The 15,024-nt window shown below is 67.8% G+C and carries 12 protein-coding genes; 5 read left to right on the top strand and 7 right to left on the bottom strand.

The features are described 5' to 3' along the window. Positions 1-39: 39 nt before the first annotated feature. Complete coding sequence (locus AC50YM_RS13940) at positions 40-819, top strand: SDR family NAD(P)-dependent oxidoreductase (protein WP_494957550.1); 780 nt, start codon at positions 40-42, stop codon at positions 817-819. A 43-nt stretch (positions 820-862) separates the two neighbouring features. On the opposite strand, the gene AC50YM_RS13935 is transcribed toward AC50YM_RS13940, so the two are convergent. From AC50YM_RS13935 to AC50YM_RS13920, 4 genes are all read right to left on the bottom strand, one after another. Continuing rightward, positions 863-1,963 carry a sulfite oxidase gene (locus AC50YM_RS13935; protein WP_494957614.1) on the bottom strand — a complete coding sequence of 367 codons (1,101 nt, stop codon included), beginning with the start codon at positions 1,961-1,963 and terminating at the stop codon, positions 863-865. A gap of 178 nt (positions 1,964-2,141) precedes the next feature. After that, entirely contained in the window at positions 2,142-2,996 is an 855-nt protein-coding gene (locus AC50YM_RS13930) for an SDR family oxidoreductase (protein ID WP_494957549.1), read from the bottom strand. A 4-nt stretch (positions 2,997-3,000) separates the two neighbouring features. After that, positions 3,001-4,005, bottom strand: coding sequence for an aldo/keto reductase family protein (locus AC50YM_RS13925; protein ID WP_494957548.1), 1,005 nt, complete (start codon positions 4,003-4,005; stop codon positions 3,001-3,003). Positions 4,006-4,045: 40 nt separating this feature from the next. Further along, positions 4,046-4,726: a hypothetical protein gene (locus AC50YM_RS13920; RefSeq protein WP_494957547.1), complete on the bottom strand. Its 681-nt coding sequence runs from the start codon at positions 4,724-4,726 to the stop codon at positions 4,046-4,048. 277 nt (positions 4,727-5,003) lie between these two features. Between AC50YM_RS13920 and AC50YM_RS13915 the strand changes: the two genes are divergently transcribed. Continuing rightward, the gene (locus tag AC50YM_RS13915; RefSeq protein ID WP_494957613.1) at positions 5,004-5,405 is read left to right on the top strand and encodes a YchJ family protein; all 402 of its coding nucleotides are present in this window, start codon (positions 5,004-5,006) and stop codon (positions 5,403-5,405) included. 6 nt (positions 5,406-5,411) lie between these two features. Here the strand turns inward: AC50YM_RS13915 and AC50YM_RS13910 are convergent, their stop codons facing one another. The 3 genes from AC50YM_RS13910 to AC50YM_RS13900 all read right to left on the bottom strand — a co-directional run bounded on the left by AC50YM_RS13910 (position 5,412) and on the right by AC50YM_RS13900 (position 8,874). Continuing rightward, entirely contained in the window at positions 5,412-6,305 is an 894-nt protein-coding gene (locus tag AC50YM_RS13910; protein WP_494957546.1) for a TIGR04086 family membrane protein, read from the bottom strand. A 165-nt stretch (positions 6,306-6,470) separates the two neighbouring features. Beyond that, entirely contained in the window at positions 6,471-8,483 is a 2,013-nt protein-coding gene (locus AC50YM_RS13905; protein WP_494957545.1) for an acyl-CoA dehydrogenase family protein, read from the bottom strand. Between the two features lie 64 nt (positions 8,484-8,547). Then, positions 8,548-8,874 carry a hypothetical protein gene (locus AC50YM_RS13900; RefSeq protein ID WP_494957544.1) on the bottom strand — a complete coding sequence of 109 codons (327 nt, stop codon included), beginning with the start codon at positions 8,872-8,874 and terminating at the stop codon, positions 8,548-8,550. A 264-nt stretch (positions 8,875-9,138) separates the two neighbouring features. Here AC50YM_RS13900 and AC50YM_RS13895 point away from each other — a divergent pair, with 264 nt between their 5' ends. Genes AC50YM_RS13895 through AC50YM_RS13885 form a run of 3 tightly spaced genes read left to right on the top strand, consistent with a single transcriptional unit; the run spans position 9,139 to position 14,908 of the window. After that, positions 9,139-10,587 carry a DUF3375 family protein gene (locus AC50YM_RS13895; RefSeq protein WP_494957543.1) on the top strand — a complete coding sequence of 483 codons (1,449 nt, stop codon included), beginning with the start codon at positions 9,139-9,141 and terminating at the stop codon, positions 10,585-10,587. Between the two features lie 2 nt (positions 10,588-10,589). Beyond that, on the top strand, positions 10,590-11,417 hold the full coding sequence (locus AC50YM_RS13890; RefSeq protein WP_494957542.1) for a DUF4194 domain-containing protein: 828 nt from the start codon (positions 10,590-10,592) through the stop codon (positions 11,415-11,417). After that, positions 11,414-14,908, top strand: a complete 3,495-nt coding sequence (locus tag AC50YM_RS13885; protein ID WP_494957541.1) for an ATP-binding protein — start codon at positions 11,414-11,416, stop codon at positions 14,906-14,908. The genes AC50YM_RS13890 and AC50YM_RS13885 overlap by 4 nt, the downstream gene beginning before the upstream one ends. Positions 14,909-15,024 lie beyond the last annotated feature (116 nt).

Genomic DNA, 15,024 nt, shown 5'->3' with positions numbered 1-15,024 from the left:
GGAGGGAATTTACCACTCCACCGGGGGAAGCAGGCGACCATGCCGAACAACGAGGTGCCGGGAAGAGGACTGCTGGACGGCAAGACCGCGCTGATCTACGGTGCGGGCGGTTCCATCGGCGGCGCTGTGGCCCGGGCTTTCGCGGCGGAGGGCGCCTTCGTCTACCTCGCCGGACGAACAGAGTCCACGTTGGAAAAAGTGGCCCGGGATATCCTGGACAAGGGCGGCAAAGCGGAAACCGCCGTCGTCGATGCCCTCGACGAGGAACAGGTCGACGCTTTCGTGGACCGGGTGGCCAGGAAGAACAAACGGATCGACATCTCCTTCAACGTCATCTCCTTCGGCGACATTCAGCAGCCGCTGATGGACATCGACGTCAACGACTTCACCCAGCCCATCAGCCTCGCCACCCGCACGCATTTCCTCACCACACGGGCCGCGGCAACCCAGATGATCAAACAGCACTCCGGCGTGGTTCTGATGTTCGGCGGCTCCGGACCCCAGACGTTGCCCGGGCTCGGAGGCTTCAAGGTCGCACTCGATGCGATGGAGGGGTTGCGCCGGCAGTGGGCCCTGGAACTGGGCAAACACGGCATCCGGGTGGTCACGATGGTGTCCGGAGGCATCATCGAGACGATTCCGTGGCAGACGGAGGGACGGGAGGAGATCATCCTGGAGATCGCCCGCACCGCGCACCTGAACCGCACCGCAACGCTAGCCGACGTCGGAAACGTCGCCTGCTTTGTGGCTTCGGACAGGGCCGCGGCGATCACCGACGCCACGGTCAACATCTCCGCCGGCGCGATCGTGGACTATTAGGGAATTGCCCGGAAATCCCCTCTGGGAGCGGGCAAGAGGCCAGCTATTGGACCGTCACCTTGATCCGCTGCACCACGTTGTTGCCCATGCCCTGGTAATTCCAGGCCTGCTCCAGCGGCTGGGTGGCTCCGGTGGCGTCCGTGGCGCGGCAGGCCAGCTCGTGGTCCCCGCGGTCAGCCACCCATGGCATGGACCAGCCGCACCAGGCGAAGGGCGCGGCGGGATGTTGCAGCTGCGCGGGTGCCCACTTGCCGTCGATGCCCACCTCGACGCGCTGCACTGCGCCCTCCCCGGACCATGCCCGGCCGGTCAGCATCACCGGACCGGCCGGCACTATCCGGCTCCTGGTGAAGAAGTCCGGCACGCCCGGGGGGACCATCAGCGAGCGGACCCTGATCCACGTGACAGGGGTGCCGACGTCGTCCGCGTCCTGCTGGTAGCGGTACGCCACCACCTGCTGGAAACCGTCGAAAGGCTTGGTCAGCACCTTGATCGAGGACAGCCACTTGACGCTGGCCATCCCGTACCAGCCGGGAACCACCAGCCGCAGCGGGTAGCCATGCTGCGGCGGCAGGTCAGTGCCGTTCATCCGGTAGGCCAGCACGATGTCGGGCCGCAGCGCCTCGGCAATCGGCAGGCTCCGGGCAAACTGCTGCCGGACCCCACCCTGGATGCCCGTGTCGGCGCCGGTGAACTCCACCTCCACGGCATCGTCCTCCACCCCGGCCTGGCTCAGCAGGTAGGCGAGCGGGACGCCGGTCCAAACAGCGGTGCCGACGGCCTCCAGCTGCCACGGCTGGCTCAGCGGCCGGGGCCGCAGCAGCGAGCGGCCGTTGCCGGCGCATTCCAGGGTCACCGGGATGCTGATCCGCGGCGACCGGCTGAGCGCCTTCAGGTTCAGCTCCAGGGCCCGCTGCACCGCGCCGCCGATCCGCAGGTGCCACTGCTCGGCATCGATGAACGGGATATCGAAATGGTTCAGGAGGTAGTGCAGCCCGGGCGGGGTGATGTCATTCCGCAACGCCTCCAGCGGCATCGAATGATTCCGCACGGCGAGCTGGAGTTCCTCCGCCGTCAGGGGGCCGTGGCTCGGCTCGCCCGGGTGCGGGGTGAGCTTCCGGCCGTGCCGCGGTGGCTTCAACATGGACGAGTGGCGGGACATCTGCTTGGGCATGGCACTGCGATTCTGCTCCGGACCGGCCCGGTTCTGGCCGGTGTCACCTGCCATCAGGTCTACGCTGCAGCCCCGGAACCGTCAATACTGGGCCCGGCCCGCCCGCCGCGCCGGGACTGCACCGGCGCCTCGGTGCCTGGCTGCGTGCCTACAGCGTGTGCGACTCGGCCAGGAACTGCGCCAAGCCCAGCGGTTCGCGGCCGGTGAGCTCGTGGACGGCCGACGTCGGCCCGGCCAGTTCGCCGGCGGCGATCGCCGTGTAGGTGCTCACCCAGGCGTCCACCTGCCACGGCGGTGCGTTATAGGTCGCCCGCGACGCGTAGGCCTCCTCGAGGGTCTCGTTGTGGAAGGTTATGGTCCTGCCGGTCCCGGCAGTGAGGAATTCCGCGGCGGCGGCCAGCGAGATGTCTTCGGGCCCGGTGAGATCGTAGCTTCGGCCGATGTGCAGCACCGGGTCCCGGAGCACGGTTACGGCGGAGCGTGCGATGTCCGCCCGGGCGACGGCAGCCATGACGCCGTCCCCGGCTGGTCCGCGGATCACGCCGTCCTGACCCGCCAGCAGCGGCAGGAAGTCCAGGTAGAAGTTGTCCCGCAGGAAGGTGAAGTCCATCCCGGACGCCCTGATGTGCTCCTCGGTGGCGAAATGGTCACGGCCAAGGGTGAAGGCGCAGTCGGCTGCCGCGCCGTAGAACGAGGTGTAGACGATGTGCCGCACCCCGGCCGAGGCCGCCGCATCGACAAAGGTGTAGTGCTGCTGCAACCGGTCCTCGGCTTCAGCAGCGGAAACCATAAAGAGTGTCTCCACGCCCGCGAGGGCTGCTATCGCAAGCTCGGAATCGGCGTAGGTGGACACTACGGGAACAGCCTGATCCAGTTCCGGCGCCCGGCTGGGGTCGCGAACCAGTAATCTCTGCGGGCTGCCGGCGGCGGCCAGCTGCCGGGCCACCATCCCGCCCAGGTTTCCGGTGGAACCGGTGACGGCAAGCGTCGGCACAGTGGCCATGGGTCTATGCCTCCCGGGAGGCGGGCGACTTGGTCTGCGCCGGGTCGCGTTCGGCCAGCGAGCCGATCGCGGCGTCAATTTTATCCATGATCCCGGCGTCCAGTTTCACGCCCGCGGCGGCGACGTTCTTTTCGATCTGTTCCGGCCGGGACGCGCCCATGATGGCGGAGGCCACGTTCTTGTTCTGCAGCACCCAGGCGATACTCAGCTGGGGCATGGTCAGCCCGGCCTCCTCGGCGATCGGCTTGAGCTGCTGCACACCGGTGAGGACCTCGTTGGACATCCAGCGCTCGATCATTTTCGAGCCGCCCTTGGCGTCCGTGGCGCGGCTGCCCTCCGGAGCCGGCTTGCCGGGGTGGTACTTGCCGCTGAGCACACCCTGCGCCATCGGCGACCAGACAATCTGGGACAGGCCAAGCTCCTCGGACGCCGGAACCACCTCGGCCTCGATGACCCGCCAGAGCATGGAGTACTGCGGCTGGTTGGAAATCAGCTGGAAGCCGAGCTCCTTAGCCAGGGCATGGCCGTCGCGGATCTGGCTGGCCGTCCATTCGCTGACGCCGATATAGAGGGCCTTACCCTGCCGCACGATGTCCGCGAAGGCCTGCATGGTCTCTTCCAGCGGGGTGTTGAAGTCGTAACGGTGGGCCTGGTAGAGATCCACGTAGTCCGTCTGCAGCCGCGTCAGCGAGCCGTTGATGGCCTCCATGATGTGCTTGCGGGACAGGCCAAGATCGTTGTGGCCCTTGGGGCCGGTGGGCCCGAACACCTTGGTGAAGATTTCCAGGGATTCGCGCCGCTCATCCCGCAGGGCCTTGCCCAGCACGGTTTCCGCCGCCGTGTTGGCGTAGACGTCAGCGGTGTCGAAGGTGCTGATACCGGCGTCCAGTGCGGCCCGCACGCACTGCGTGGCGACGTCGTTCTCCACCTGCGAGCCGTGCGTGAGCCAGTTGCCGAACGTGATTTCCGAGATCTTGAAGCCGCTGTTCCCGAGGTATCTGAATTCCATGGGTTTCACCGTAGCCGACTTGCCTGCCCGGGGTAAGGCTTCAGCCTGCTTTGCGCTCGTGCGCCTGGGGGTTGCGCAGTTGTTCGTTCTGGTTTTTATTCAGGGGCTTCCTGGGCAGCGGCAGCCGGCCCGGAAGAGTGACCAGCGAGCCCGTGTCCAGCAGGGACTTCGCGGCGGGCATCGGGGATTTCTTAAAGGCCGGCGGGACGCTGCCGAGCTGGCCGTTCCGGTCAGTGGCGGATTCCACGAGCGGCGCCACTGCCGCCACGTCGCGTGCCGGGGCCGTGGGGCTGGGCAGGTCGCGGACGGAGACCTTGACAGCAGGTGCGGCGGCCGCCTTGGCCCGGGCAGCCGCGCGGGCATCGGCCCTTGCGACGGCGGCAGCCCAGTCCGGGGACAGGGCAGGTTCCGGTTTGGCGGTCTTGGCGGGGCGGCCGGGCTTGGCCGTTTTCGCTGCAATAGGCGACTGGGTCAACTGCGATACTTCGGCTGCCCGGACCGGGCGGTTCCGGCGAGCGGTTGCAGCGGCCGGTTTGGTTCTGCTGCCGGTCCTGAAGAGTCCGCGGCCGATGGCCATGATGGTCACGGCCGTCAGCCGGCCAAGGCCCGCGATGACCAGCGTCGCTACAAAAACGAGGAAGAGGCCGAAGAACATGACGAGCGCCACTCCCAGGGTCCCAAAGAAGGTCAGGTTCAGGGCAATGGTTGTCGGATCGTCCATGTCACCCCTCCTAGCTGGCCTTGCCGCGACGCTTCCCGCCCAGTGCGGCGCGGCGGGTAACAGCACCCGACCAATAATACGGACTTCTCTTCGCGGACACGCAGCCATCCGGCACCTTCAGCGAGACGTGTCAAAGCTGTTACCGGTTCCGCCGAGCCAGCCCCGCGGAACCGTGCGTCTATAGTCGGAAGGAACCCCGCCGGCGCGGCCCGGCCCATCGAAAAGGACCACAGTGACGCCTTCAGAGCCAGCCAGTTCCGGAACCGGCGCCCAGCCGGTGCCGTCCCCTCTGCGGGGCAACTGCCACTGCCTCTCGGGGGAGCAATACGATGACTGCTGCGGCCTGTTCCACCGCGGCAAGGCAGAGGCTCCGACGGCAGAGCAGCTGATGCGCTCCCGGTACAGCGCCTTCGTCACGCTGGACACCGGCTACCTGCTGCGGACCTGGCATCCGGACACCCGGCCGGCCGAAATGGTGCTGGATCCGGACATCCAGTGGCGACGGCTGGACATTGTCTCCACGACGCGCGGCGGCCCGCTGGACACCGAGGGAACGGTGGAATTCAAGGCCCATTTCCGGCACGACGGCGAACGCGGCGTCCAGCACGAGACGAGCCATTTCATCCGGCTCGACCGCCGCTGGTACTACGACGCCGCGGTCGCCGTCGGGGTGGACTGAACGCCTTTAGCGGTCCTCGACAGTGTCGACCGGAGTGAACCCGGCACGGTCCACTTTGCGGTGGTAGTGCATGCCGGCGATCCCGCCGAGGACGGCACCGACCAGGGCCACTGCGGCCACTACGACCGCGGCGATGATGCTGGTAGTGGTCAGCTCGCCCTCGTTGACCGGGATCCGCGGAAAGCTGTTGAGCTGGGCCAGGATGTTGTACTGCTGTCCGGCCACGACGCCGAGGATGGCGATAATGACTGCGGCGATCAGGGCCCAGACCCAGACCATGAAGCCCTGTTTGGCCCCGCTGAAGCGGGCCATCCGGGCGGCAACGTAGCCACCGGAGTAATACGACACGAACAGGATGACCAGCAGCACGATAATGCCGGCCAGGCCCACGGTTTGATTGCCGGACGTGACCGTTGCGTTGACGTCGGTGTTGGTGGCGAGTCCGACGGCGGTGCCGGCGGCGGCGACCAGCGCGGTCAGCAGCACTGCCATTCCGGTGGCGGCCAGCCAGCCGAAGAAGGCTGAACCGATTTTGATGCCGCCGAACTGCTCCTTTTCGCGGGCCACCACGGTTTGTCGGGTGGGGACCTCTTCGACAAAGACGTCGCGGGCGGGTTCGTCGTGGCGCACGGCCGTGACGGGCTGGCTGCGGGTCGGTTCGGGACGGACCGGTTCAGCGTGAACCGCAGCCCGCGACCGTGGGCGTGTGTCGGTGGGGATGGCGCGGGTTTCGTCGGTGGCAGCGCCGGTCGGGATGGCGCGCGTGTCGCTGGTGCGGGCAGCGTCGGTCCGGGCAGCATCCTGCCGCGCGTCGTGGATCCGGGCATCCTGGCCGGCGGCCGCTTCCTCGTCGCGGGCGCGTCGGGGCGTTCGATCTTCGGGGCCTGCTGGGTTACTCATGGGGGCTGCTCACTTTCACTGTTTGACCGGACCCAAGCTTGGGGCCGGGCACCGCAAAAGCGGCGACCGGTGTACAGGTCTTCTGTCCAGCTAATCACGGCCCGCCCAAGGTAGCAAGGATGCTTACTATTCGGATTTGCGGGGCGAAGCGTGCCACGCGCCCCGTCAGCGGTACTTCCGGTGCAGGTTTGCCTTCACCGTAGCGCGTGGGCTGGCGTCGGCAATCCACGGTCCGGTGCCTTCGGACTGGTCGAGGACTCCTGCCTCCAGCCACTCGTAGTCGCCGGCCAGTACCCTTCCGGCGAGCACGTGGTCGACGTCGTCGGTGTTCCGCCAAAGCTGGTCGAAGTATTCGTCCACCCGCACGCGGGCCTGCTCACAGAATGCCTCGGCAAGTTCATAGGCTGAGGCGCCCTTCTCCGGCGAGGTCCGCAGCAGCATTTCCGCCCGGGAGCAGCAGGCGGCCATGGCGAAAAGTTCCGCCCCGATGTCCACAATCCGGCCCAGGAACGCCTGTTTGTGCTCCAGCTTCGCCTGCCAGCGCCCCATTCCGTAGAACGTCTGGCGGGCCAGCCGGCGGGAGGACCGCTCGACGAAGCGCAGCTGTTTCGCGAGCCTGCCGAAGTCGGAATAGGAACGTGGATCCAGGCCGGCCCCGGCGACGAGCTTGGGCAGCCACTTCGCGTAAAAACCGGAAGCCCCGACGGCGGCTTTTGCCTTGTCGGAGAGGCTGGCGTCCTCGGAGGCAAGAGCGCCGGCGGCGGCAAGGTGAGCGTCCACGGCCTCGCGGGCGATCAGTAGTTTCATGATCTCCGAGGATCCCTCGAAGATCCGGTTGATCCGCAGGTCACGGAGCTGCTGCTCGGCAGCCACGGCGCGCTCGCCGCGGGCCTCGAGCGAGTCGGCGGTTTCGAAGCCGCGGCCGCCGCGGATCTGCACCAGCTCGTCGGCGATCCTGCAGCCCATCTCCGTGGACCACAGCTTGGCCAGGGCCGCCTCGATCCGGACGTCTTTCTGCCCGGCGTCGGCCATTTCGGCGGACAGCTCAAAGACCGCCTCCAGGGCGAACGCGGTCGCCGCGATGAAGGCGATCTTCTTGCCCACGGCTTCATGCTTGCCCACCGGCCGGCCCCACTGGACGCGGGCATTGGACCATTCGCGGGCGATCTTAAGGCTCCACCGGCCGGAGGCGACGCAGAGCGCGGGAATCGAAAGCCGTCCGGTATTGAGCGTGGTGAGGGCGATCTTCAGGCCCTGGCCCTCGCGTCCCAGCCGGTTGGCAGCGGGGACCCGGACCTGGTGGAACCGGGTGACGCCGTTCTCGATGCCGCGCAGGCCCATGAAGACATTCCGGTTCTCCACGGTGATGCCGGGGGAGTCCATCTCCACCACAAAGGTGCTGATTCCGCCGTTGTGGACGGTGCCGTCCGCATCGGTGCGGGAGGGGACCACCGCCATGATGACGACGAGTTCGGCGATGACCCCGTTGGTCGTCCAGAGCTTGACGCCGTCGATCACGTAGGACTCCCCATCGTCGGACGGGACGGCTGTGGCGGCCATCCGGGCGGGGTCACTGCCGACGTCGGGTTCCGTCAACAGGAACGCTGTAATGGCACCCGCGGCGCAGCGCGGCAGGTATTCCCGCTTTTGCGCGGGTGTGCCGAAGACCTTGACCGGCTCAGGGACGCCGATGGACAGGTGCGCGGAGAGCAGGGCGCCGAGGCTGGGGTGGACCGAGCCCAGCAGCGCCAGCGCGCGTCCGTAGTACACCAGGGAGAGGCCGAGGCCGCCGTAGTCGCGGGGGATCTTCATGCCGAAGACGCCGAGCTCGGCCAGGCCCTTGAGGTACGCATCCGGGATCAGCGCATCGCGCTCAATGGTTCGGCCGGACATGGTCCGGCAGTAGTCGGTCAGGCGGGCCATAAAGGCTTCACCGCGTTCGACGTCGTCCGCCGGTGCCTCCGGCCAGGGGTGGATGAGGCTGAGGTCAAAGCTTCCGAGGTACAGGCCCTTGGCGAAGCTGGGCCGGTCCCAGCTGGTCTCGCGGGCAGCTTCGCTGATCGCCCGCGCGTCGGCCGCGGTGGCGTCCGGACCCATCGTCTCTGGCGGGACCGGTACCTCGGCGGCCGGGCTGTCGGCCGGGTTGTCAGTGGCTGGGTTCTCAACGGCGGAGCTCATCGGGCATCTCCTCGCACCGGGGTTACCGGCTCGAGCCCTGGATCCGCCGTGGGTGGAGGACCCTTCAGCTGTCCCGCAATACTACCCGCGGGTAGGTGCCCGTACTAGGGGCCGGTTGGCCCATAATTTCGGCTGCGATATCGCCGACGAGGTCACCCGGCAGTTCCACCGTTGAGGCGTGATGCACCAGGCGGTCCCAGGCGTGGTTGATGCCGTGGACAAGCCCCAGCAGAACATTCGCAGCGATGAGCCAGGCAAGCCGGCCGACGCCGACCAGCACCAGGGCCGCGAAGGACGCCGTCATCATAAACAGCGTGATTAACAGGGCAAAAACCAGGGTTCCCATGAACACCAGCGTTGCCGTTTCCACTGCGCTTAGGTCGAACTGCATTCTGCCCCCTGCACCATTGCATCCGTTGAATCAGTAGCCCGAGCGTAGGGTGCCGGAAGTGCGCTAGCCAGAGGCCGCCGCGCCGCGCGGGACTCCTGATATGGGATCGAAATGCTACCGGGGGGTAGGTCACGGGGCGGTCGCGGTGAAGGCGGCCCGAACACGGCGATGAAGGCAAACCCGGTGCCTGCGTTAACCTTGTAGCTGGCAGTTTTTCCTTTTCCGCTGCCCAATCCAGAACCCACGGCAGCCGAAGGAGGGTGTGTGTCCCGCTCCGCCCTGTCCTCCGCGGACGCCATCAGCGCCCGCCTCCGGGACCTCGAACTTCTCACCAAAGGCCCCGCCTGGGCCTTGACCCGCTCGGCGCCCTGGGTTATCGCTGTGCTGCAGGCGTCCTTCACCCGCACCCGGCCGCAGCTTCCGCTGGAACAGTTCCACGCCGACGTCGACGCCTTCCTGGAGCAGCTCCGCCGCCAGGAACCCGGGCTGGGCGGCTCCGCCACCGGGAAGTCCTTCGGCGATGAGTGGACCCGCAAGAACTTCCTCACCCGGCGGAACCAGTCCGGGCAGATCGTGTACGAGGTCACGGAGCCCGCGGCCCGCGTCCTGGCCTTCCTGGACAGCCTCTCCAGCGACCGTTCCACGCTCAACGGTTCACGGCTCGGTACGCTGCTGGGCGACGTCGAGAAGCTCGCCAATGAGACAAATCCGGACCAGAGCGCCCGGCTGGAGTCGCTCGAGGAGGAGATCGGCGAACGGCGCCAGCTCATCGAGGACATCAGCTCGGGCGATTTTGACGGTGTGCTCGACGATGAGGAGGCGGTGGAGGCCGCCGGAAACATCCTGGACCTCGCGGCGAGCCTGCCCGCGGACTACAAGAAGATGCGCGACCGGATCGAGGAACTGGTCGGGGAGCTCCGCAACCAGATCATCGAAGAGTCCCTGAGCAAGGGCGCCACGATGGCGCAGGTGCTGGAAGCGGACAAGCGGCTCCGGCAGAGCCCGGAGGGGCGGACCTTTCGTTCCTTCACGGCCTTCCTGGAAGACCCGCAGCAGCAGCTGCGTTTCCGTTCGGCCATCGGCGAGGTGCTCAGCCGGCAGTTCGCCGACGACCTCAGCCATGAGGAACGTGAGACGCTGAAGAACCTGGTGGCGGAACTGCGGACCCAGCACAGCCAGATCCAGCGGATTTATGGCAAGCTCAGCGAAAGCCTGAACACCTACGTCCAGAGCGACGACTTCCGCCAGTCCATCCGGCTCCGCACGGTCCTCCGGGAAGCCGAGCAGGCCATCCGGTCCCTGCCGTACGAGCGCGAACGGCCCGGACTGGTCCGCGGCCCGGTGCTGTTCAACGCCGGCTTCGAGTCCCTGGCCATGGTCAAGCTCTTCGACCCGGACGAGTTCGCCGCCCCGCCCAGGCTGGCCGACCCGATCGCCTTCAGCGACTCGGACCGGGTGCGCTCGCCGCGGACCGGCAAAGCCAGTCCGCAGGCGATCCGCGCCGCTTTCGCCGGCGCCTCCACCCTGGCCGAGGCCTGGGAGCAGCTCCCGGCCGCCGAACGCCACATCAACTCGATCCGCGCACTGCTATCCCACGCCCTGCACCAGGGTGCCGGCTTCGACCGCGAGGCCTGGGACACGCTCGACTTCGAACAGATCGACGGCTCCACGCGCACCGCGTACCTGCCGGTCGTCACGCTTAAGAAGGATTGAAGATGACTGAACTTTCCCCGGAAGTAGTGGCGGCGGATGAAGCGGTGGAGGCCGCGGAAGCCGTGGAAGCCGTGGAAGCCGGGCCCGCCCAGCACATCCACGCCGATCCGTTCACGGTCACACCGCGGGACACGTTTGTCGACGGCGCGGCGCTCTTCCCGGGGGACACCGGGGTGCTGCCGATGAAGGTCCGCCAGGCCCTCGTGAAGCTCCTCAAGGGCCCGTATATCGACGGCGGCCGGGACGAAAAGCTCTGGACCACCCTGCTGGACAACCAGCTGATCCTGCGAAGCCGCCTGTCCGAACTTTTCCTGAGCATGCAGCTGGACCACGACCGCAAGGTGGCCGTCCTGCGCCCGGTTGACCCGGAGGCCATCGGCGGCAGCACCCGTTCCAGCATCCTGCGCCAGCAGCGGGCCCTGAGCCGGGTGGAAACCATCGTGCTGCTGCGCCTGCGCCTGCTCCTGGACCGCCACGTCACCGCCCAGACCGACCCCACGATCAGCCGCGAGGAAATCGCCGAGCTCGTGGCGCACTACCAGCCGGCCGGCCAGCAGGACGCCCTCCGCGATTCCGACGTCGTCAACCGCGCCATCACCAAGCTCCTCGCCCGCCAGCTCCTGCTCAGCACCGGCCTGGACGAGGTCTACACCATCTCCAACGCCCTCCCGCTGGCCCTCCCCTTCGAAAACATCGGCGACATCCCGGCCCAGATCGATGCCCTGGTCGCCGCCGCCACCGACCCGTCCGGAACCGAACCGCTGCTGGAGTTCGACGGCGACAGTTCCGCGGACAGCGACCACCCTGACGAAACGGAGGACACCAAGTGAGCATCGCAACCATGCTCCCGATGGGTGAGCTCACCAATCCGGGCCAGATGCGCCTGGCCCTGGTCCAGGTGGTCAACTGGGGCACATTCCATGGTGCCCACACGATGCACGTGGACCGGAACGGCACCCTGCTGACCGGCAATTCCGGCGTCGGCAAGTCCACCCTGTTCGACGCGATGCTCCGGGTCTACGACGCGAGGCCGCGCTCCAACGAGGCCGCGGCCCAGCGCGCCGGCGGCGCGGTGGAGGACAAGCGCACCACGTTCACGTACATGCGCGGCAAGGTGGGCGACAAAGCCGTGGGCGAGGGATCGGCCAGCGCCTTCCAGCGCCCCGGCGCCACCTGGTCCGCCGTCGCGCTGACCTTCGACAATGCCGCGGGCACACGGGTGACTGTTTCGGCGCTGTTCGATGTGCCCAAAAACGGCACGGAATCCAGCGTCGGCCGGTACTACCTGATCGACAACAAGCCGCTGGACCTCGCTGCCCTCGAGGGCATCGCGGAGAAGCGCTTCAGCAAGGCGTCGCTGGATGCGATTTTCCCGGATGCCCAGATCTTCGACGTGCACAAGGCCTTCGCGGAACGGTTCCGGCGCCTGCTCGGGATCAATTCCGACCAGGCGCTGCCGCTGCTGCGTGTTATCCAGGCGGGCAAGGGCCTGGGCGGCAGCGTCAACAACTTCTTCCGCGACCAGGTCCTGGACGCGCCCGCCACGCTGACCGCCGCGGATAGCGTCGTCGAGGAATTCAGCAACCTGATGTCCATCCGGCAGCGCCTCGAGGACGTCCGGCAGCAGCGCGACCAGCTCGCACCGGTTCCCGGGCTGAACAAGGAATATGCCCAGTCCCTGCTCGAAGCCAACAGGCTGCGGGAGCTGGCCGGCGAGGAATTCGAGGCCTACCGGCAGCAGCTGGCCGTCACGGTCCATGAGAAAACCCTCGCCCGGTTCAAGGAGCTGGCCCAGGCGAAGGCGAAGGAACTGGGTGCCGAACGCGCCATCCGCGACGGCCTGGCCACCGGGTTGCGCGAGCTTGAGGCGGACTACAACAACCGGGGCGGCAACGCGATCTCGGCGATCGAACAGTCGCTCGACAACGCCCGGGTGGGGCTCAAACTCCGCCAGCAGGTGGAGGAGTCAGCCCGCAAGGCACTCTCCGACGCCGGCCTGGAACTGCACTGGTCCGCGGCCGGCTGGGAACAGGCCCACGAGCGCGCCGCCGCCCGCTCGGCCGAGCTGAAGGACGACTCGGAGGCCCTCAAGGAACTGCGGTTCGAGGCCTTCGACGGCCACGCGACCAGGAAGCGGGAGCTCGCCGCCGCCCAGCAGGAACTCGTGTCGCTCAGGACGCGCAAGTCGCTGCTGCCGCCGTCGAGCATCGAAAACCGCACTGCCATCGCTGCGGCCACCGGGGTCCCCGAGGAGCAGATGCCGTTCGGCGGCGAGCTGATCGACCTTGCCGAGGGCCAGGAACAGTGGCGCCCGGCCGCCGAGCGCGCGCTGCGCAGCCTCGCCACCACCCTGCTGGTCCCCGGCGAGCACTTCGCCGCCGTCACCCGCTACCTCAACGACCACTCGGTCCGCGGGGCGCTGCGCGCGGTGGACTTCTCCAAACCCCTGGCCGGCGGGGCGCTGGCCGTGCAGGACGCGGCCGACGGCGACCTGCTCACCAAGCTGGACATCCTCACCAGGGGACCCGTCGCGGACGCCGGCGAGTGGATTCGCGAACGCGTTGCCCTCGACTTCGCCTACCCGTGCGTCGAGGACCCCGACGAACTGGCCCGCCTCGACAAGGGCCTGAGCCTGGGCGGTGTGATCAAGCGGAACCGCCACACCGTGGAAAAGGACGACCGCTTCACGTCCCGCCAGGATTATGTCCTCGGCTTTGACAACGCCGCCAAGCTGGAACTCGTCGCCGCCCAGGTCGGAGACCTGCAGCAGGAACTGGCCAAGGCCGCCGAACTGGCCCAGAGCCGGGAGGAGTCCCACCAGGGGATGAACCGGCAGCTCGAGGCCCTGCGCCGGGTCGCCGACGACCACCGGCCCTGGGGCCAGGTCTCGGCCGCCGTGGCGGCGGACGAACTCACCCGGATCGAACAGCGCCTCACGGACGCCCTCGCCGCGCAGGCGGACCTGGAACCGCTGCGCGCCAACATCGAAGCGGCCCGCCACAAGCACCAGTCCAGCACCGAGGCCGCGGCCGTGCTGCAGAGCGAATACAAGGCCCTCGACTCGCAGCTGTCCACCGCCGATTCGCTGCTCAACGCCGCGCAGGCACGCCTGGCCCAGGCGCCGCCGTCGGGCAGCACCGTCACCGCGCTGGAACCGTATTTCGCCGGTGTCGGCGATGTCCGGGAGATGCATGAACTGGACAACCTTGCCAGCCAGGTCCGGACCCGGCTGCTCGCCGAACTGCACGCCGCCGAAACCCGCGGACAGGCGACCGCGGAGCGGCTCACCCGCAGCTTCGAGGGGTTCGTGCGGGAGTGGGGCACGGCGATTTCCGCGGACCACGGCACCTCGATCGGCGCCGCCGGGGAGTTCGAGGCCCGGTACCACGCCATTGTCAGCGACGGGCTCCCCGCCCAGGAGGCCGAATTCCGGCAGTTCTTCAACCAGCGCACGCACGAGTCGTTCAGCACCCTGCTGCACCTGCTGGACGAGGAGCGCCGCTCGATCAGTACCCGCATCCTGCCGCTGAACGGGATCCTGTCCGAGGTGAACTTCCACGAGGGCAGCTTCCTGGAACTCGACATCAAGCAGACCATGCCCGCCACCGCCAAGCAGTTCAAGGACGCGATCCAGAACGCGCTCAAGGTCCGGCACAGCCGCCCGGGACGGTCGACTGCACCGGCGGCCGGGGCCGGCAACGGGGCCGCCAGTCTGGGAACGGACGACGACGCCGAGCTGACCAACCGCTACAAGTCGCTGGAAACGCTGGTGAAACGGCTCGGCTCGCAGACCCCGGAGGACCGCCGCTGGCGTGCCGAGGTGCTGGACGTCCGCGGACACCTCTTCATCCAGTGCAAGGAGCACCGCGAGGTCCAGCGTGCCGGCTCGCAGACGGCAGGAAAGGGCGCGAAGAAGACCGAGGTCTTTATGCATGCGGACACCGGATCGATGTCCGGCGGCGAGCGGCAGCGCTTCACCGCGTTCATCATGGCCGCGGCGCTGAGCTACCAGCTGGGCATCGCGGAGCAGGGCTTCACGACCTACGGCACCGTGATGATGGACGAGGCGTTTGTGCTGGCCTCGGAGGAATTCGCCGGCGCCGGCATCAAGGCACTGCATGAGTTTGGCTTCCAGCTGCTCCTGGCCGCACCCGAAAACGTGATCGACCTGTCCCGCCACCTGGGCTCGGTCACCGAGATCCTGCGGGACAAGCGCACCAACCGGTCCGGCGTGCTCACCGCGCCCGTGATCGGCCCCCGCCCCGGAACCGAGGGAACCTGGCGCTCCGAGGCGAACCCGGTCGACATCGTCCTCCGCTGACCGGCGTACGTCCTCCCACCCCAACGCGGGGGGGAACCCAGGCCCCCACCCCCCCCCAAAATGGGCATGAGGGGGCCCATACCTCTTTTTTGGGGGGGGGGGGGTGGTAGCCCCCA

It is taken from the genome of Pseudarthrobacter sp. RHLT1-30-1 (assembly GCF_059383415.1).
Note: the sequence above shows the minus strand (reverse complement) of the source record. Positions and strands in the feature narration are given on the sequence as shown.

What these genes read in the sequence shown, in the direction of transcription:
- AC50YM_RS13940 (WP_494957550.1), top strand. Translation starts at nt 40, where the DNA reads ATGCCGAACAACGAGGTGCCGGGAAGAGGACTGCTGGACGGCAAGACC.
- AC50YM_RS13935 (WP_494957614.1), bottom strand. Translation starts at nt 1,963, where the DNA reads ATGTTGAAGCCACCGCGGCACGGCCGGAAGCTCACCCCGCACCCGGGC.
- AC50YM_RS13930 (WP_494957549.1), bottom strand. Translation starts at nt 2,996, where the DNA reads ATGGCCACTGTGCCGACGCTTGCCGTCACCGGTTCCACCGGAAACCTG.
- AC50YM_RS13925 (WP_494957548.1), bottom strand. Translation starts at nt 4,005, where the DNA reads ATGGAATTCAGATACCTCGGGAACAGCGGCTTCAAGATCTCGGAAATC.
- AC50YM_RS13920 (WP_494957547.1), bottom strand. Translation starts at nt 4,726, where the DNA reads ATGGACGATCCGACAACCATTGCCCTGAACCTGACCTTCTTTGGGACC.
- AC50YM_RS13910 (WP_494957546.1), bottom strand. Translation starts at nt 6,305, where the DNA reads ATGAGTAACCCAGCAGGCCCCGAAGATCGAACGCCCCGACGCGCCCGC.
- AC50YM_RS13905 (WP_494957545.1), bottom strand. Translation starts at nt 8,483, where the DNA reads ATGAGCTCCGCCGTTGAGAACCCAGCCACTGACAACCCGGCCGACAGC.
- AC50YM_RS13900 (WP_494957544.1), bottom strand. Translation starts at nt 8,874, where the DNA reads ATGCAGTTCGACCTAAGCGCAGTGGAAACGGCAACGCTGGTGTTCATG.
- AC50YM_RS13890 (WP_494957542.1), top strand. Translation starts at nt 10,590, where the DNA reads ATGACTGAACTTTCCCCGGAAGTAGTGGCGGCGGATGAAGCGGTGGAG.